Origin of the sequence: Streptomyces sp. NPDC102274 (assembly GCF_044766385.1) — a bacterium.
Classification (GTDB): Bacteria; Actinomycetota; Actinomycetes; order Streptomycetales; family Streptomycetaceae; genus Streptomyces.
Window position 1 is genome coordinate 1 of record NZ_JBIWLW010000071.1, and the last position, 17,146, is coordinate 17,146.

Consider the following 17,146-nt stretch of genomic DNA (forward strand, 5'->3'; position numbering starts at 1 on the left):
TAACGAACCACCGCCACTCTGACGGTCCGTCAGCCAACTAGACTCCGAAAGGGCCCCTTGACCAGGGCGTATGGAGAACTGCAACTGGAGTACTAGATTTGTGCTGGTCAACGGCCCGGGGGCGAGGAGTGTAGTGGGTGTGCGGCGGTTGTGGGGTGGTTTTGCCCGGGTCGTCCCGCGAACGGGTGGCCGCGCCGCATGTAACGGAACGGGTGGCCGCGCCGCATGTAATGACAGCGCCGCGAGCAGTCCGTTGTCGTGATCTACGACATGCCGACGAACGCCTGGGACCAAGAACTCGAAGAACTCTTCTACGGACCGGAGCTCTTTTCGCCCGGGTGGAGGCCCGGCGTCGGATGCGGGACTACGTGCGCGTGGCTTCTTGACGGCCGCCCGATCAACGGCGCAGGACGCGTCCAGTTCGCATCAGATGCGATTCGCGGCGGTTCCCAGATACCCCAGAAATCCGCCACGAAATGATCTTGTGGAGAGGGTGCCCAGCCCCCATACGACAGGCCGATGGGGACACGGCCGAGGAGCGCGCGGACGCGCGAGCCTGGCTCTGCATGGTCGGGGACACGAAGCGCTGTTCGTTCGTCCAGGTGAGCGGCGTGTAACCGTACGTGTATCCGCAACATCCCTGTCCGCTACCGAGTGGTACATCCGCCGCAGCTCGGTGGCGTTCGGCAGTCGTTTCAGCCGGTTGACCCGCACTCCACAGCATGGCGCTGCTCGTAGTCGCCCTTGTCGGGGCGGGCCTCGCCCGGCTTGGCGCGCGGTCGGCCCGGCCTGGTGCGGGGAACGCGAATGCGTTCGAGTACGGACTGGAACTGCGGAGAGTCGTGCTTGTGACCGGCCGTGATCACGAGCGACTGGAGTCTTTGGCCCCTGTTCGGCTGCCAGGTGGGCTCCGTCGTCAGACCGCACCATGATCATCTCGGCGCCGGGATCCACCTTCGCAGCAAACCTTCATCCTTCTCATTCCAAGGTGAGGACGATGCGGCCGCGCAGCCCGCCGGCGGCCAGGCGCGTGTGAGCCTTCGCGGCCTCTTCCAGCGGATGGGTTTCGGCGACCCGGAGCGCCAGCTCTCCGGAGGCGGCCAAGTCGGACAGTGTCGTGAGCATCGCACCGTCAGGGCCGACTTGCGTCAGCCGTACGCGGATCCCACGCTCGGCCTGGGGCAGAGCGTCGATCCGGGTGGTCACGAAGATGCCGCCGTCCGCCACCGCTCCGATGACGGCCTGCCCGAGCATGGCCGTGTCCAGCACGGCGTCGACCCCCACGGGGTACCTCGTGCGGACGGCCGCGGACAGGGCTTCGGCACCGGGCAGGTACGCGTCGGCGCCGGCCACGTTGGTGGCGAACTCTCCGTCGGCCGACAGGCCGCTCGCGACAACCACGGCCCCGCGGCGCTTCGCGAGCTGTACCGCGTAGCCTCCGACCGCTCCCTCCGCGCCGGTGATGAGCACCGTCCGGCCCTGGCGGATCCCGAGCATCTCGACGGACTGGGCCGCGGTCAGTCCGTTGAGCGGGATGGTGGCCGCGTGGACGGGGTCGACACCCGCGGGCGCGAGGGCGAGCTCATGGCTGTGCACCACGACGTACTCGGCCTGCGCCCGGTTCATCCCCGAGGTCCTGCGGCTGAGTGCGATGACCGGCTGGCCGGGCTCCCACACCACGCCCGGGCCCGCTGCGTCGACGACGCCGGCGATGTCCCAGCCGAGGCCGTAGTAGCTCCCCTCGGGCGGAGGCGGGAAGGTACCGCCCCAGGCAGCCATGTCGACCGGGTTGAGCGCGGCCGCCTGAACCCTGATCCGGATGTCGGCCAGGCCCGGCTCGGGCTTGTCGACCTCGCGGACCTCGATGACGTCCGGGCTTCCGACGGAACGGTATACAGCTGCACGCATGGGGGGATTCTCTCTCTGAGTGAGGCACACCTGGCTTGCTACAGGCTTGTAACCGAATCTAAGAGAGTTACAATCTTCAGGGAAGTAGGCACTATTTAGTGCGTTCGTTTCCCGAAAGTGCCCCAGCAGGATGGCGAGAGGTCGAGAGGTGGAGGAGACGGTGCCCGTACCCGAGATAACCGTGGAGAAGCGGGTGACGTACGAGGCCTACATGCGCGACTGCCCCGCGGTATCGCTGCTGTCGTCCATCAGCACCCGCTGGGTGAGCCTGACCATGTGCACGCTCGGCGTGCACGAAAGGCCCATGCGCTACAGCGAGGTCAGCCGCAACGTTCCCGGAGTCAGCCAGAAAATGCTGACGCAAACACTGCGAGGACTGGAGCGCGACGGAATGGTCCGCCGTACCGTCGCACCGACCTCGCCCGTCCGCGTCGACTACGAACTGACGGACCTCGGCTGGAACCTCTACGGACTCCTCGCGCAGGTGCGCGACTGGGCACACGACAACGCAGACGCAGTCGACCACGCACGGGCCGCGTACGACGAGCTCTGACTGTTGAGCCTGCGCTCGCACACCTCCCCAGAGCAGGGGCCGGCGGCGTGCTGCGTGGCCGCATCGTCCTCACCATGGAATGAGAAGGATGAGGGTCCGTTACGAAGGTGGATCCCGGCCGTGAGATGGTCAATCAGGGTGTGGCGCATGGGGATCTGACGGATCACCGGCAGGGGCGCGGGCCAGTGCCACGCGTTCTTCGGCTTCAGCGGCCACCGTTCCTCTTTCGGAGACCACACTTCATCGGATCGTACGTACGCCCCGGGATCAAGCCCGGGACAGGAGATCCGGCCCGCGCGTCGTGGCTCACGGGCGGCCGACGAGTCCTCGGGCGGCCAGGCCCAGCATGTCCGCGTATGCTCGGGGAAAGTCGACGCGGGCGTCCGCCAGCCGGGGATCCGCGGTGGCCTCGATGATTGCGGGCGTCGGATTGCTGAACGGCCACAGCCCCGCCAGGATGACGACCCCCACCCTGGTCAGGTGGAGCGCCTCCCGCTCGTCGAGACCGCGCACCCGCTCGCGGAGCAGCCGCGCTAGACGGGCGCGGTGTTCGAGGTCTTCGAGCTTGTACGCCCGGACGGATTCGGCGGACACGTTCCGCTCGAGCACCATCGCGAGCATGCTCCACATCTGGCACAGCAGCGGCCTAGCGGCCAAGGTGTCTGCCCATGCCCGGATCACCTCGTCGAGGTCGGCCGGACCGGCTGGCAGCTCCTTTTCGAGGTCGTCCAGCCACATAAGCCGGGTGCGGTTGAGTAGCGCCAGCAGAACACCCTCGCGGGATTCGAAGTAGCGCACGACGTTGGTCTTGGACGTGCCCAGCCGACGACTCAGCTCACGCAGGCCGAGGGCATCCAGTGGCACCTCGGTGAGCAGTACCTCGGCCGCGTCGAGAATTGCGCGCCTGCGGAGCTCTCGTTGCTCGTGACTGCGCGCTCGCCGGAATCCCGGCTCTTCCTTGATGCTCATCGCGACCCACCTCCTCGGGCTCGTGACCCCGCCAAGCATAGCGGTCCACTGGAACCTTGTTCGAGGTCCATCAGACCGTTACGGTGGGGGCATAGCGGTCCGGTGGACCGTTAGAGATGAGAAGGGTGGACCGAGCCATGCTCGTGTTCGACAAGCTGTACATCGGCGGCCACTGGACGACCCCCGCCACCGGGGAGATCCTGACCGTTCGCTCGCCCCACGACCAGACGGTGGTCGGCACCGCTCCGCACGCGGCACCCGCCGACGTCGACCGCGCGGTGGCCGCCGCGCGGACCGCGTTCGACGACGGACCGTGGCCGCGCATGAGCCCGGAGGAACGCCAGGCGGTGGTCGCCCGCCTGTCCAAGCTGCACTCCGCTCGCGCCGACGAGTTGGCCGCCCTGGTCACCGCCGAGAACGGATCGCCGATCTGGTTCACCGGCTGGACCCATCACACTGGCGTTCCCGAGCAGAACGACTCCTACCTGCGGGCCGCTGCCGCGCTCGACTGGGAAGCCCAGGTCGGAGGCACGGGCACCGCCCGCACTCTGCTGCGCCGCGAAGCCGTCGGCGTTGTGGCGGCGATCATCCCGTGGAACGCCCCCCACCAGTCGGCCCTGGTCAAGCTGGTCCCGGCCCTGCTAGCCGGGTGCACGGTCATCCTCAAGGCCTCACCGGAGACAGCCCTGGACGCGCTGGCACTGGCACAGGTCCTCGACGAGGCCGGCCTCCCCGAGGGGGTCGTCAGCGTGCTCCCCGCGGGCAGGGAGACCAGCGAGTACCTGGTCTCGCACCCGGACGTCGACAAGATCGCCTTCACCGGTTCCACCGCCGCCGGGCGACGAATCGCGGCGATCGCCGGCGAGCAGCTCAAGCGCGTCAGCCTGGAACTCGGTGGCAAGTCCGCGTCGATCGTCCTCGAAGACGCTGATCTTGAGTCGACCGTCGCGGGCCTCAAGGCCGTGTCACTGGGGAACAACGCCGAAAGCTGCATCGCGCACACCCGCATCCTGGTACCGCGGACGAGGTATGAAGAATTCGTCGCCGCGCTCAAGACGATGATGGAGGTGATCGTCGTCGGCGACCCGGCGGCACCCGAGACCTTCATCGGACCGATGGTGCGCCCGGACCAGCTCGAACGGGTCCGCGGCTACATTCGGATCGGTATCGAGGAGGGCGCGCGCCTGGTGACCGGCGGCCTGGAGCCGATCGACGGGCTCGAGGGCGGGAACTACGTGCGCCCAACCCTCTTCGCGGATGTCGACAACTCGATGCGGATCGCCCGGGAGGAGGTCTTCGGGCCGGTGCTGGTCGTCATCCCGTTCGACGACGAGGCCGACGCGGTGCGCATCGCCAATGACTCCGAATACGGGCTCGGTGGCGGCGTGTGGGGTGCCGACCCCAAACACGCCCTCGAGGTCGCCCGGCTCATCCGCGCTGGCTGGATGACCGTGAACGGGGCGCCCGCCACGCCTGACGGGTCGTTCGGCGGCTACAAGAACAGCGGCATCGGCCGCGAGTTCGGCGCCGTGGGACTGAACCAGTACCTCGAGTACAAGACGATCGGAATCTGACCATGGCATCCTCCGCCCGAGCTCGCGTCGCATTGGGCGGCACCGGGGATCGGCGTCAGCCCGATCGGCCTGGACTGCATGGGAATGTTCCAGTTTGAATATCCCGGTTCTGCGAAACGGCCGAGCGGGCCGAGTCGGTTCGGACTATCCACGCGGCGATCGACGTCGGCATCGACTTCTTCGACACCTCGGACGTGTACGGCGCCGTCGCCGCGGCCATCCCCTGAAACTCCCCGTTTCCGGTCCGTACACCACACTCGGTGACCCCGCCATGCCGACCTACGCCCAGCACCGGCACTTGGCTGCCAGCAACCGTCACGACGTGTGGGACGTGCTGCCCGACAACTCCGCACCCACTCTGGTGGTGCACGGAAGCGATGACCTCCTCAACCCCACCGCCAACGCGCCCCTGCTCGCGGACCGCATCCCCGGCGCACGACTGCAACTGATCCCCGGTGCCCGGCACGCCTACTTCGAGGAGTTCCGCGCCACCGCAGGCCCACTCGTCCTGGACTTCCTCGACAGAGCACGACCACATCACTGACCGGCCCGTCGTCGAGAGCACCGGTGCGCCTCCTGCCCGAAATGCGGGAGGGGTGTGAGTGCGGGCGGTTAAGGAAATCGAAAGGCAGGCCCTTCTAGCTTCGGGAACCTTCGCCGGTCTGCTCCCTGGACCGGCCCTCTCCCGGAGGTACTTTCTCGTGGAACGCTTCGCCGCATTCGTCATGCGGCACCGGATCTGGGTGGCCCTGGCCTGGGTCGCCGTCACCGTGGTCGGGGTGATGATGGCGCCGCACGTCGCTGACCGGCTCAAGAGCGGAACGACGGTCAGCACCGCCAGCTACGACGCCAACATCGCGCTGGCCAAGGAGTACGGCGGGGCGGCCGCCAAGCCCAGCGTGCTGGTCGTCGACCTGCCCAAGGGCACTACCGCGGATAGCGCCGACGTGAAGGCCGGCCTCTCCGCCGCCGACAAGGTGGCGGCAGGCGTTCCCGGGATCCGCGACCTGTCCTACGCGAACACCCGCGATAGGGCCCTGGTGGGCACCGGAGGCCGCTCCACCCTGGTCATGGTGTACCCGCCCGCACCGGGCGATCCGGTTCCCGCGCAGGTCTTGGACGCCATGAGCGACGCGATCACGCACGCGGTGCCTGGCACGACGGTGCACCAGACCGGCATCGAACAGCTCAGTGCCGGCGGCGGCAGCAGTGGCGCGAGCGTGATGAGCGAGATCCTGGTCGGCGCCGGGCTGGCACTGCTTGTGCTGGTCTGGGTCTTCGGCTCCGCGCTGGCCCTGCTGCCGCTGCTGTCGGCGATCGTCTCGGTGCTGACCATGCAGCTGGCGATCTGGGGCCTGACCTACGCCACGAGCATCGCCATCAACCCTTCGGTGCAGTTCATCGTCGCCCTGCTGGGCCTCGGTCTGTCGATCGACTACTCGCTGCTGCTGGTCAACCGCTGGCGTGAGGAGCGCGACAAGGGCGCCGACAACCGCGAGGCGGTCCTGCGCTCCATGCACCGCGCCGGGCACTCGGTGGCCTTCAGCGCGCTCATCGCCTCCCTGGGTCTGTTCGCGCTGATCGTCGTCCCGGTCTCGTTCATCCAGGGCGTCGGCCTGTCCGGACTGTTCATCCCCTCCATCGCGGCCCTGGTGGCGCTCACCACCATCCCGCTGCTGCTCGCCAGCGTCGGACCCCGCATGGACCGCATCCGCCTGCGCCGTCGCACCAAGACGGGACCGGGCCGGATGTGGACGCGCACCGCCCGCACGATCGTGGCCCGCCCCAGGGCCGCCGCCCTGCTGGGCAGCGTGATCCTGGGCACCCTGTGCGCGTTCGGGCTGACCATCAACATCGCCTCTCCCGGCAGCACCTCACTGGCCGCGGGCGGCCCCGCCGAGCAGGGCTTGCAGGCCCTGCGGCACGACGGCTTCCCCACCGGTGTACTCACCTCGATCCCCATCGAACTGCCCCCCGGAACCGACCCCTCGGCCACCGCCGCGACCTTGCGGACCCTTCCCGACGTCCACGGCGTGCTGGCCGCCGACACGCCCGCCTGGCACCAGCCCGGCAGCTCGGTGATCATGGCGCTGCCCCATCATGAGATCGGCACCGCAAACGCCGGCAACGCCCTGTCCCAGCTGCGCGGCGCCGTCCCGCACAACGCCCTGCTCGGCGGCGAACAGGTCCAGTCGGCCGACGTCACCCACATCCTGTCCACCTGGTTCCCCGCGCTCCTGGCCGTCGCCGCGCTGCTCACCTTCGTTCTGCTGGCCCGCGGCATGCGCTCCCTGCTGCTGCCCGCCAAGGCCGTCGCCCTCAACCTGCTATCGGTCGGCGCCGCGTACGGCGTGCTGGTCCTGATCTGGCAGCGCGGCTACGGCTCGCACACGCTGTGGGGTATCCCTGCTACCGGTTCGATCAGCCCGTTCGTGCCGATGCTTCTGTTCGGGTTCCTGTTCGGGGTGTCCATGGACTACGAGGTGTTCATCCTCGACCGGATCCGCGAGGCCCACGACCGCACCGGCAACACCCCCGCCTCCGTCGTCGAGGGCGTCTCCCGCACCGGACGCCTCGTCACCAGCGCCGCCCTCATCCTCTTCCTCGCCCTGCTGTCCCTGTCGTCCTCCCCGGACGTGACCATCAAGATGATGGCCACCGGCATGGCCGCGGGCATCCTCATCGACGCCATGGTCGTACGGACCCTGCTCACCCCCTCCCTGGTGGTGCTCTTCGGCCGCGCCAACTGGTACCTGCCCGCCTGGGCCGCCCGCCTGCTGCGCATCAAGCAGACGGCCCCCGGCCACCGCACACACCACGACGAGCAGGGAATGGACGGCGCGGACGGCGGCGCGCTGGAGGCCGCCGACCCGGCTTTGACCCGGCATGCTTGAGCCATGCGCATCCTCGTGATCGAGGACGACGAGGCCCTCGGCGCATCCCTCACCTGGGGACTGAAAGCCGAGGGCTACGTCGTCCGCCTGACCGCCGACGGAGCGGAGGGACTGTGGCTGACTCAGGAGCACGACTTCGACCTGATCGTCCTGGACGTCATGCTCCCCGGCCTGGACGGCTACCAGATCTGCGCACGGCTGCGCGAAGCAGGGAAGTGGACCCCTATCCTCATGCTCACTGCCATGGACGCCCCCCTCGACCAGGCCGAAGGTCTGGACCTGGGCGCGGACGACTACCTCACCAAGCCGTTCGCCTACCCGGTGCTGCTCGCACGGCTGCGCGCCCTGCTGCGCCGCAGCGCCCAGGAGCGGCCGGCCCAACTACGGGCCGGGGACCTGACCCTGGACCCGGCCACCCACGCGGTCCGCTTCGCCGGCCGGCCCCTGGCCCTGACCCCTGGTGAGGCGAGCGTGCTGGAGTACCTGCTGCGCGCCGCCGGACGAACGGTGTCCAAGATCGAACTCCTTGAGCACTGCTGGGACATGGCCTCCCGAGCCGACCCCGCCGTCGTCGAAGTCCGCATCCACCACCTGCGCCGCAAGATCGACGCGAGCATCATCGAGACCGTACGAGGCAGGGGATACCGCATTGACCCGCACCGCCCCTAGCCGCTCACTGCGCCTGCGCGTCACGCTCATGGCCACCCTGATCGTCACCATCGCCCTCGCCCTGGGCGTCGCCGTCCTCGCCATCACCCTGGTCAACTCCGTACGCGCGAACGTCGACACGACGCTGACCTCCTACGCGAGTTCCGTCGGGCGGTCCGCCGACGGGACCTGGCCCCAGCCCTTGCCGACCGTCCCCGACGACCCGACCGCCTGGGCCCAGGTCGTCGACGGCTCCGGCACGGTGGTGGCCGCCACCGCCAACGTCCAAGGCCAGCACGCCCGCTACACCCTGCCCGCGGGCAGCACGACGCCGGAGCCCATTCCCGGGCAGGGCACGGATGACGGTGACGAGCACGTGGTGGCCCAGCGCTACGTCGCCGGCACCACGCCCGTGGTCGTCTACGCCGGAGGTTCCACCCGCATCCTCAGCATCGTCACCAACGACCTCCAGGGCCACCTGCTGTTCGTGCTGCCGCTGGTTGTCCTCGGCGCGCTCGGCATGTCATGGGTACTGATCGGCCGCACCCTGCGGCCGGTCGAACGCATCCGCGCCGAGGCGGCCGAGATCACCGGCAGCGACCTGCACCGCCGCATCCCCGGCCACGCCGGCGACGACGAGATCGGCCGTCTGACCGGCACCCTCAACTCCATGCTCGAACGCCTGGAGGACTCCGCGACCCGCCAGCGCCGCTTCGTCGCCGACGCCTCCCACGAACTGCGCACCCCGCTCGCGGCCGTACGCACCTCCCTGGAAGTCGGACTCGCCTACCCCGACCGCGCACCCTGGCCCGAACTGGCCGAACGAGCCGTCACCGAAACCGCCCGCCTCCAACGCCTCGTCGACTCCCTGCTGCTGCTCACACGCGCCGACGACGACACCCTGCTCACCCACCACGAGCCCATCGACCTGGCTGTCCTGGCGCGCGCCGCCGCACAGTCCGCCCCCGCCCGTATCCCCCTCGAGATCCGCGCCGACGAGGGCGTCCAGGTCCTGGGCGATCCCGACCAGCTCACGCGCCTGATCCGAAACCTCCTCGACAACGCCGACCGCCACGCTGCCGCGCGCGTCCAGCTCACCGTCACCACCGACGGCCCGGACACCGCCGTCCTGCAGGTCGCCGACGACGGACCCGGCATCCCGCTGGCCGACCGTGAGCGGATCTTCGATCGTTTCGTCCGCCTGCAAGGCGCCCGGACCCGCCAGGTCGGCCATGACACCGGCACCGGCCTGGGCCTGGCCATCGCCCGCGATATCGCCACCGCACACAAAGGCACGATCACGGTCGCTGACAGCCCGTCAACAACATGGAACCCGGCAGGCGGCGCCTCCTTCACCCTCCGACTGCCCACCACCCGCACCTGATCCCATAGCGCTCACCCACCGTCATCCGCCAGGCCGCCGGCCCAAACCAAGCGGGGTCGGCCGGGGAACCGCGGGGACTACTCGGGCAGCCATGTAACAGCATTGTTCAAGGAGTTCACTCAGGCATCGTGAGCATCCCGGATGGCGGCTCAGCTACAGGTCACGGCTACCGGAGCGAGCGTCTCCCCGGTGGCGGGGCTGGTCCGGGTGAGACGGGCGCCCTCGCGCTGGCCGCGCACGGCCACCGCGGCGATCGCGAACACCAGGATGGTGGTGAGGCGGGTGTGGGGCAGTTCGGTGAACGCGGCGACGGCGAGCGGTCCAAGGAGCGCGACGAAGACGCAGGCCCAGGGGGCCGACCGTGGGCGTCAGGCAGCCCGTAGAGCGTCATCAGGCACGTCCCGACCTGACCTACACGATCCAGGGCGTGCGCAAGCTCCTGGTGCGTAACGGCTGGTCCTGCCAGGTCCCGGCCCGACGCGCCATGGAGCGGGATGACGAGGCTGTCGCCGGGTGGGTCAAGGAGGTGTGGCCCTGCGCGGAAGGCTCGCGGCGGCCCGTGGCGCCTGGCTCGTCTTCGAGGACGAAGCCGGCTTCTCCATGACGCCGCCGCACGCAAAGACATGGTCGCAGAGAGGCCGCACCCCGGTGGTCCGGGTCCGCGGCCGCTCTCGCAGACGGATATCCATTGCCGCGCTGACCTGCTACAAACCCGGCCACCGGTCGAGGCTGATCTACCGACCGCGCAGAGACGACGACCGGCGTGACGGGCGCAAGAGCTTCTCCTGGCGCGACTACCGGGACCTGCTGAGCACCGCCCACCAGCAGCTCGGCGGCCCGATCCTACTGGTCTGGGACAACCTCAACGTCCACAAGGCTTCCGGACTGCGGGAGTTCGCCGAAGCCCGGGACTGGCTGACCATCTACTATCCGCCGCCCTACGCGCCCGACCTCAACCCCGTCGAGGGCATCTGGTCCCTCCTGCGGCGCGGCTGGCTCTCCAACGTCGCCTTCAGCACCCCCGAACACCTCGACCAGCGCATCCGGCGTGGCCTACGGCACATCCAGTACCGCAGCCACCTCATCGACGGCTGCCTCAACGAAACCGACCTGACCATCCGACCTGCCTGATCAACAGCACGACATCACGAGTTCAACCTCAGTAACCACCGCCCGAATCCAGTCGACGATTCACCGCCCGAACCAGTTGACTATTTGCTATAGCGTGAGTCACCCTTGCCGCCATGAGCACTAACGCCCTCGGCCCCATGGAGACCATGTCGCTTGCCGACCAGGCATACCGACGACTGCGGGACGCCATCCGCGAGGGCGCCCTACGACCGGGCGAGAAGATCACCGAACGCGACCTCGCCGCCCGACTCGGAGTCAGCCCCACCCCGGTACGCGAGGCACTGCGCCAGCTGGTGCACGAGAACGTCGTCGAGCGCGCCGGGCCCCGGGCCCTGCGGATCGCCGACCACTCCTCGTCGGCCCGCAGCGAGATCGTCGAGGCCGAAGTCCGCCTCTCCGCCCTCATGGCCCGACTCGCCGCCCGCAACGCCACTGCGGAACAGCTCACCGGCCTGGCCTCGATCCTCACTCGGACCGACCAGATCGTCACCGACATCGAGAAGACCGTCGCCGAGCGGGGCCAGGAAGCCGACGTGGCCGACCAACTTACGGACGTCTTCCTCGAACTGCGCCTTTTCCACCACCAGGTCGAGGCGTGCGTTGGCAACTCCGTCCTGGAGGGTCTGCTGGGCCACGCCAGGGCCTTCAGCGACGAGGAACGGCTCGACCTCACCATGAAGCTCGTACCCGAGCGCGCCGAGGTGTTCCGTGCTCGTTATCACGAGCATCGCCAGTTGCTGGACGCCCTCCTCGAACGGGACGAGGAGCGCGCCGAGAAGCTCGCCGCGCAGCACCATCACGCCGCCCTCATCCAGCTCTCCCGCAGCTGAGCGACTACCCCTCAAGCTGCCTGCCCGCCATCGGTGTATGGGATGCGCCCCGGCGGTCAGGCTACTTGTTGCTATAGCATATAGCATAGGAGCCGACATGAAGCCCGATCCCTCACCCGCCTCGCCCGCCTCCGGCACGGTCACCACACTGCGCCGACCCGCTCCCGGAGACCGCATGAACCGCAGCGCGGCGCTCTGGGTGACCCTGGCGGTGTTCGCTCAGGAGGCGGTGTGGAACTTCTACGACGCCCAGGTTCCCGAGCAGCTGCGGCACTACTTCACCTCCGCAGGAGTGATCGGGCTGATCATGGGGCTGGACCATTCCTTGGGGATCTTCACCCAGCCGTCCGTCGGGTTCTTCTCCGACAAGCTCGCCCGCCGCCGCCGCGGGCGATGGCCGATCGTCCTCATCGGCGCCGTCATCGCAACCGTGCCGTTCGTCCTGATCCCGTGGGCGACGAGCCTGCCCGCGCTCATCGTGTGCGTGGTCGGTTTCGCCGCGATCGCCAACGCGTTCAAGGGCGTCACCGAGACCCTCGTATCCGACTACGTCGCGCCCACCAACCGCAGCAAGGCCCAGGGCTTCATCAAAGCCGGCGTCAGCCTGACCATCGTCGTCTCCTCCCTGATCAGCCTCCTCGTCGTCGACCGCAGCCTCCATCTCGCGTTCGCGATCCCCTCGGTCCTGATGCTGATCATGCTCGGCCTGTCCTGGGCGTTCCTGGGTCGCCGCCACACCGAGGCGGTACTGCCCGAGGAACCGAGCGCCGGGGAGCGGGAGTTCGGCTCCCCGTGGGCTGTGCTGAAGGACGCGCTGCGCTCCCCGTCGAGCCCGACGCTGCTGCTGATGATCGGCATCTTCTGTTTCGCCGGCATGTGGTCGGCGCTGCGCTCGCTGATGACCCCATACGGAACCCAGGTCCTCGATCTGACCCGCGGCCAAGCGGGCGGCCTCGCCCTGCCGGGCGCGGTCGCGTTCCTGCTGTGCGTGGTCCCGATCGCGTTGGCCTCGAACCGGCTCGGGCAGCTGCGCACGATGCGTTATGGCGTCGGCCTGTTCGTCGTCGGCCTCCTCCTCGGTTTCACGATGCCGACCATGCCGGGCACGATCGCCTCGATGGTGCTCGCCTCTCTCGGGTACGCCTCGTTCGCGGTCAACGCGCTGGTCGCGCTGTGGAATCTGGCGCCCACGCAGAAGGTGCTGGGCACCTACACCGCCCTCTACACGATTGCCTCGGCCTCCGGCATGGCGCTGGGCCCGGGAATCCTCGGCACCACGATCGACCTGACCAGCTGGCGCTACATGTTCCTGAACGCCGCGTTCTTCGCCGCCGTCACCTTCGTCGTCTTCACCCGCCTGGCCCGCCGCGCCCCCGGCCCTGGGCCCAGCCCCGGCGGCCCCGGCCCCGCCGCGTAAGACTTGCCCACCTGCTCGCGCATGACGAAAGGCACCACCCCGCATGGAACTTCGCATCCTCGCTCCCACCGGCGCGCTCGGCGCAGGGTTCGACGCCGACGCCTTCTCGCGAGGTGTCGCCGCCCGCCCGGACGTGATCGCCTGCGACGCCGGCTCCACGGACTCCGGCCCGGCCGCCCTCGGCTCCGGCACCCCGAAGCTGTCCGTCCAGGCCGTCAGCCGCGACCTGCGCCTGCTGTTGCGCGCCCGTGCCGAGCTCGGCGTGCCGCTGATCATCGGATCGTGCGGTACCTCCGGACGCGACGCCGGTGTCGACTGGGTCGCCGCGATCACTCGCCGTGTCGCAGCCGAGGAGAACCTGAGCTTCAAGCTCGGCCTGATCTACTCCGACCAGCCCGCCGACCGTCTGCGGCAGCTCTACGACACCGGCCGGATCCGGCCTCTCGCCAACGCACCGCGGATCGAACGGGAGTTGTTCGAGCGGAGTCACACGGTGGCGATGATGGGCGTCGAACCGATCCAGCAGGCCCTGCTGGACGGGTGTGATGTCGTCCTCGCCGGCCGCGCCAGCGACACCGCCCTGTTCGCTGCCGTCCCGCACCTACGCGGTGCCGCCCCCGGTCTGACCTGGCACATGGCCAAGACCATCGAGTGCGGCGCCGCCTGCGCGATCCCGCCGTCCGCCAACGGGTTGCTGGTAGCCCTCCGCGAGGACCACTTCGACGTCACCACCCTCGCCGACGGCACCCGCCTCACGCCCCGTTCGGTCGCCGCCCACACCCTGTACGAGAACGCCGACCCGTTCCACATCACCGAGCCCTCAGGGGTGTTGGACACCACGGAGGCGACCTACGAGCCGGTCGACGAGCAGACCGTCCGGGTCCGCGGCGCCCGCTACCTCCCCGCCGACGGCTACACCAACAAACTCGAAGGCGCCGAACTCGTCGGCCACCAGACCGTCATCATCGGCGGCGTGCGCGACCGCGTTGTCATCGACGCACTCCCCAAACTCCTGCCGACGACCAAGCAGTACTTCGAGGCCAAGATTCTCGACGTCTTCGGCGGCGAGGTCGACCCGGCTACGGTCGACATCGACTACCGCCTCTACGGCGACGGTGCCGTCCTCGCCGGCACCGAGCCGGATCCGCTGACCCCGCGCGAACTCGGCGTGCTGATCACCGTGACCGCCCCCGACCAGGCCACCGCGCACGCCGTCGCCACGTTCGTCGCACATGCCAGCAGCCACCTGCCCATCGCCGAGTACGACGGCCTGGTCTCCACCCTCGCCTACCCCCACTCCCCACCCGAGATCGACCGCGGCGCCCTGTACCGCTTCACCCTCAACCACGTCGCCACCGGCGTCACCCCGACCGAGCTGTTCCGCACCACCACCGAGGAGCTGTAACCCCCCCCATGACGACCCTGCTCGACTACTGCTCCCTGGTCCGCTCCAAGAACGCCGGCCCATTCACCCTCACCTTCGACTTCATGTGCCACGACCAGGACACCTACGACGCCCTCGTCGCCACCGGCTTCCTCAACAAGAGCCTCTTCGCCACCCTGTACGGCGTGGAACCCGACCAAATCCTCGTCGTCAACCACCCCCTCGCCCTCGCCGTGAAGGTCTCCCTACCGCGCCCCACGGTCCAAGGCGCCCTCCACGACCCCGATTGCTACGCCGGCCAGCAGTACGCCCCGCTCATGGACATGGCAGTCGCGGTCGCCTCGGCATGACCGGCCACCACGACCAGGATTCACCCTTGGCCGCTTAGGACTCGGGCCCTGACCCAAGGCCGGGAAGTTAGCGATCACCCGCTGTTTGCAAGGCAGTTGATGTCCAGGTCGTGGCTGCGTAGAGGTCGGGGCCGATCTTGTGGATGAGTCCGCTGTCGGCCCATCGGGAGAGTTGCCGATACATGGTGTCGAGCCGGATGTCGCCGAAGCGGGCGGCGACTTCTGCGACTCTCCACAGGCGGGTCGGGTCGTCCTGGAGGAGAGCGAGGATGTGGTGCCGGCGGCGCTGGGCAGGGACGGTGTGCCGGTCGTCGCGCGAGACCGCGGGCAGCGGCGGCTGTCCGGGGCCGGGTTCGAGGACGGTGACCGCGAGGCGGGTGACGGTACGGCTGCGGTCGAGGCGGCCGTCGTCGCGTCGCTCGCTGTAGCGGGACATCGGGGACTTGACCTTGCGGGTACTGACGCGGTGACGGCGGGGCGGGAGGAGACGGGCCAGGACCTGCCGGCCGATCAGCCCGACGGGGCCGGGATCGTCAGGGACGATGCCGGTGGCCTGGACGACCTGGTCGCGGGCGGTCTGGACGGCGACGGTGAAGCAGCAGCGGTCGGGGTCGGTGCCGGGGACGGACTCGGCGGCCTCCAGCATCACGGTCCGCAGGGCCTGATAGAGCGTGAGCAGGGCCCACATCTCCTGCTTCAGGCCGGCCGGATCTCCTGAGCGGAGGTTTCGCCCGGCCGTGATCGTGTGGCGGAGCGCGTAATAGGCGCTCTCGTGTTCCCAGCGTTCGTGGTAAAGACCGGTGAGCGCCGCAGCGGGGTGGCGGCGGGCGTCGGTCAGGGCGGTGACCAGCCGGTAGGAGCCGGTGAACACGGTTCCGTCGCTGCAGGTCACCGCGATCTCGGCGTCGATGATGCGGACCTTGACGGTGCCGATCACCGACAGGTAAGAGCCGTCGGCGAGACGGGCCAGGACGGGGGTGCGTCGGTTGCTGCGGAGCCAGCCCAGCACCTGCGCGCCGGTCGCACTCACCTGGGCGAGGAAGGCGTTGGCGTCGAAGCCCTTGTCCCACAGCACCAGCATGTCCGGCCTCAGCAAGTGCAGCAGGCGGCCGGCGTAGGCGGTTTCGCCTACGCCGGTAGGGCCGGACACCGCGCCGATCAGGGCCCGGGTGCCGGTCTCGACCAGCGTCATCAACTAAGCGTGGGATAGCCATGATGAGCTGTTCGCCCCAGCCAGGCCCGGTTGCGCGGCGAATCGGGTACCCGCAGTGAGCTGCAGCCGTCGAACGACACCGTCCGGTACGCACCGAACCGCACCCCCGGCGTTGTCGGGCGGGCCAGGGGACCTGCGAGTACCTCGAACAGCGAGCGCACCGGCGCGGCTCCCAACCGACGGCGCAGGTCCCGCAGTGCCTTGGCGCTCGGCGAGGCCACGGGCATCCCGGCCAGGCCGCCGGTCAGCTTGTCCCAGACCAGCCGGTAGCCGACCTCGGGGAACAGACACATCGCGAGCAGGAAGTACACCCCGACCCGGGAAGGCAGATCGCGCAGCCGGCGCTGCGCCGTCCGCGTCTCCTTCAGGACCGCGTCGACGAGCTCGAACGGCACCACGGCAGTCAGCTCCCCCAGATGCCCCGGCGCGAACCGGCCCGCGGTCACGGTCACCGTACGGGTGATGGCCGTCAGCGCAGACGGCAGGACAGAATGAAAGGGCAACGGAGCTCCTTGCGGGACAAGCTGTCTTGGACGACTGCTTGTACCAACGAGCTCCGTTGCGTTCTGCCCTCAAACCCTCAACACGCTTGCGTGACCTGCGGAATCGCTAACTTCCCGGCCTTGAGGGAAGGCCCCTCGGTCAGCTCCACCGGGGCGACGACGTGCGCGCCGACAAGGCCAAGGGAGCTTGGTACCGGGTTAGGTCGTGTCTGATAATCGATCTTGTGACGGGTCGTGGTGAGTTGACGGATGGGGCGTGGGAGCGGATAGAGCCGCTGCTTCCTCGGGCTGATGGGTGTGGGCGGCCGTGGCGGGATCATCGGCAGGTGGTCAACGGGGTGCTGTGGCGGTTGCGTACGGGGGCGCCGTGGCGGGATCTGCCCGAACG

At 69.0% G+C, this 17,146-nt stretch carries 18 protein-coding genes; 13 read left to right on the forward strand and 5 right to left on the reverse strand.

Annotation, left to right across the window (positions count from 1 at the left end; translation table 11 throughout):
• Positions 1 to 695 precede the first annotated feature (695 nt).
• Together ACIRQP_RS40750 and ACIRQP_RS40755 are read right to left on the reverse strand one after the other, a co-directional pair.
• Entirely contained in the window at positions 696 to 866 is a 171-nt protein-coding gene (locus tag ACIRQP_RS40750) for a hypothetical protein (RefSeq protein ID WP_403900295.1), read from the reverse strand.
• 112 nt (positions 867 to 978) lie between these two features.
• Positions 979 to 1,908, reverse strand: a complete 930-nt coding sequence (locus tag ACIRQP_RS40755) for an NADP-dependent oxidoreductase (protein ID WP_403900297.1) — start codon at positions 1,906 to 1,908, stop codon at positions 979 to 981.
• A 130-nt stretch (positions 1,909 to 2,038) separates the two neighbouring features.
• On the opposite strand from ACIRQP_RS40755, the gene ACIRQP_RS40760 reads away from it, so the two are divergent.
• Positions 2,039 to 2,461 carry a winged helix-turn-helix transcriptional regulator gene (locus ACIRQP_RS40760; RefSeq protein WP_403900299.1) on the forward strand — a complete coding sequence of 141 codons (423 nt, stop codon included), beginning with the start codon at positions 2,039 to 2,041 and terminating at the stop codon, positions 2,459 to 2,461.
• 306 nt (positions 2,462 to 2,767) lie between these two features.
• Here the strand turns inward: ACIRQP_RS40760 and ACIRQP_RS40765 are convergent, their stop codons facing one another.
• Positions 2,768 to 3,430 (reverse strand): TetR family transcriptional regulator, encoded by a 663-nt coding sequence (locus ACIRQP_RS40765; protein WP_403900301.1) that lies wholly within the window; start codon positions 3,428 to 3,430, stop codon positions 2,768 to 2,770.
• A 137-nt stretch (positions 3,431 to 3,567) separates the two neighbouring features.
• Here ACIRQP_RS40765 and ACIRQP_RS40770 point away from each other — a divergent pair, with 137 nt between their 5' ends.
• The 11 genes from ACIRQP_RS40770 (at position 3,568) to ACIRQP_RS40820 (ending at position 15,042) form a co-directional block, all read left to right on the forward strand.
• Positions 3,568 to 5,004, forward strand: coding sequence for an aldehyde dehydrogenase (locus ACIRQP_RS40770; protein WP_403900303.1), 1,437 nt, complete (start codon positions 3,568 to 3,570; stop codon positions 5,002 to 5,004).
• A gap of 94 nt (positions 5,005 to 5,098) precedes the next feature.
• Positions 5,099 to 5,548, forward strand: a complete 450-nt coding sequence (locus tag ACIRQP_RS40775) for an alpha/beta fold hydrolase (RefSeq protein WP_403900305.1) — start codon at positions 5,099 to 5,101, stop codon at positions 5,546 to 5,548.
• 157 nt (positions 5,549 to 5,705) lie between these two features.
• Complete coding sequence (locus ACIRQP_RS40780) at positions 5,706 to 7,898, forward strand: MMPL family transporter (RefSeq protein WP_403900307.1); 2,193 nt, start codon at positions 5,706 to 5,708, stop codon at positions 7,896 to 7,898.
• A gap of 3 nt (positions 7,899 to 7,901) precedes the next feature.
• Positions 7,902 to 8,567, forward strand: a complete 666-nt coding sequence (locus ACIRQP_RS40785; RefSeq protein WP_403900309.1) for a response regulator transcription factor — start codon at positions 7,902 to 7,904, stop codon at positions 8,565 to 8,567.
• On the forward strand, positions 8,548 to 9,930 hold the full coding sequence (locus tag ACIRQP_RS40790) for an ATP-binding protein (RefSeq protein ID WP_403900311.1): 1,383 nt from the start codon (positions 8,548 to 8,550) through the stop codon (positions 9,928 to 9,930). Before ACIRQP_RS40785 ends, ACIRQP_RS40790 begins: the two co-directional genes overlap by 20 nt.
• 442 nt (positions 9,931 to 10,372) lie before the next feature.
• Complete coding sequence (locus tag ACIRQP_RS40795; RefSeq protein ID WP_403900325.1) at positions 10,373 to 10,534, forward strand: winged helix-turn-helix domain-containing protein; 162 nt, start codon at positions 10,373 to 10,375, stop codon at positions 10,532 to 10,534.
• On the forward strand, positions 10,531 to 11,061 hold the full coding sequence (locus tag ACIRQP_RS40800) for a transposase (protein WP_403900327.1): 531 nt from the start codon (positions 10,531 to 10,533) through the stop codon (positions 11,059 to 11,061). Before ACIRQP_RS40795 ends, ACIRQP_RS40800 begins: the two co-directional genes overlap by 4 nt.
• 113 nt (positions 11,062 to 11,174) lie before the next feature.
• On the forward strand, positions 11,175 to 11,891 hold the full coding sequence (locus ACIRQP_RS40805; RefSeq protein WP_403900313.1) for a GntR family transcriptional regulator: 717 nt from the start codon (positions 11,175 to 11,177) through the stop codon (positions 11,889 to 11,891).
• Positions 11,892 to 11,988: 97 nt separating this feature from the next.
• On the forward strand, positions 11,989 to 13,308 hold the full coding sequence (locus ACIRQP_RS40810; RefSeq protein WP_403900315.1) for an MFS transporter: 1,320 nt from the start codon (positions 11,989 to 11,991) through the stop codon (positions 13,306 to 13,308).
• A 43-nt stretch (positions 13,309 to 13,351) separates the two neighbouring features.
• A complete protein-coding gene (locus tag ACIRQP_RS40815; RefSeq protein ID WP_403900317.1) occupies positions 13,352 to 14,713 on the forward strand; it encodes an acyclic terpene utilization AtuA family protein in 1,362 nt (453 codons plus the stop codon).
• An 8-nt stretch (positions 14,714 to 14,721) separates the two neighbouring features.
• Entirely contained in the window at positions 14,722 to 15,042 is a 321-nt protein-coding gene (locus tag ACIRQP_RS40820) for a DUF4387 domain-containing protein (RefSeq protein ID WP_403900319.1), read from the forward strand.
• A gap of 67 nt (positions 15,043 to 15,109) precedes the next feature.
• On the opposite strand, the gene ACIRQP_RS40825 is transcribed toward ACIRQP_RS40820, so the two are convergent.
• The gene (locus ACIRQP_RS40825) at positions 15,110 to 16,234 is read right to left on the reverse strand and encodes a transposase (protein ID WP_403900321.1); all 1,125 of its coding nucleotides are present in this window, start codon (positions 16,232 to 16,234) and stop codon (positions 15,110 to 15,112) included.
• Positions 16,234 to 16,758 carry a transposase domain-containing protein gene (locus ACIRQP_RS40830; RefSeq protein ID WP_403900323.1) on the reverse strand — a complete coding sequence of 175 codons (525 nt, stop codon included), beginning with the start codon at positions 16,756 to 16,758 and terminating at the stop codon, positions 16,234 to 16,236. Before ACIRQP_RS40830 ends, ACIRQP_RS40825 begins: the two co-directional genes overlap by 1 nt.
• Before the next feature lie 224 nt (positions 16,759 to 16,982).
• Here ACIRQP_RS40830 and ACIRQP_RS40835 point away from each other — a divergent pair.
• The coding region (locus ACIRQP_RS40835) for a transposase (RefSeq protein WP_403892555.1) at positions 16,983 to 17,146 on the forward strand (164 nt) is incomplete at its 3' end.

What these genes read in the sequence shown, in the direction of transcription:
- ACIRQP_RS40825 (WP_403900321.1), bottom strand. Translation starts at nt 16,234, where the DNA reads ATGACGCTGGTCGAGACCGGCACCCGGGCCCTGATCGGCGCGGTGTCC.
- ACIRQP_RS40765 (WP_403900301.1), bottom strand. Translation starts at nt 3,430, where the DNA reads ATGAGCATCAAGGAAGAGCCGGGATTCCGGCGAGCGCGCAGTCACGAG.
- ACIRQP_RS40820 (WP_403900319.1), top strand. Translation starts at nt 14,722, where the DNA reads ATGACGACCCTGCTCGACTACTGCTCCCTGGTCCGCTCCAAGAACGCC.
- ACIRQP_RS40760 (WP_403900299.1), top strand. Translation starts at nt 2,039, where the DNA reads ATGGCGAGAGGTCGAGAGGTGGAGGAGACGGTGCCCGTACCCGAGATA.
- ACIRQP_RS40805 (WP_403900313.1), top strand. Translation starts at nt 11,175, where the DNA reads ATGAGCACTAACGCCCTCGGCCCCATGGAGACCATGTCGCTTGCCGAC.
- ACIRQP_RS40810 (WP_403900315.1), top strand. Translation starts at nt 11,989, where the DNA reads ATGAAGCCCGATCCCTCACCCGCCTCGCCCGCCTCCGGCACGGTCACC.
- ACIRQP_RS40785 (WP_403900309.1), top strand. Translation starts at nt 7,902, where the DNA reads ATGCGCATCCTCGTGATCGAGGACGACGAGGCCCTCGGCGCATCCCTC.
- ACIRQP_RS40800 (WP_403900327.1), top strand. Translation starts at nt 10,531, where the DNA reads ATGACGCCGCCGCACGCAAAGACATGGTCGCAGAGAGGCCGCACCCCG.
- ACIRQP_RS40770 (WP_403900303.1), top strand. Translation starts at nt 3,568, where the DNA reads ATGCTCGTGTTCGACAAGCTGTACATCGGCGGCCACTGGACGACCCCC.
- ACIRQP_RS40755 (WP_403900297.1), bottom strand. Translation starts at nt 1,908, where the DNA reads ATGCGTGCAGCTGTATACCGTTCCGTCGGAAGCCCGGACGTCATCGAG.
- ACIRQP_RS40815 (WP_403900317.1), top strand. Translation starts at nt 13,352, where the DNA reads ATGGAACTTCGCATCCTCGCTCCCACCGGCGCGCTCGGCGCAGGGTTC.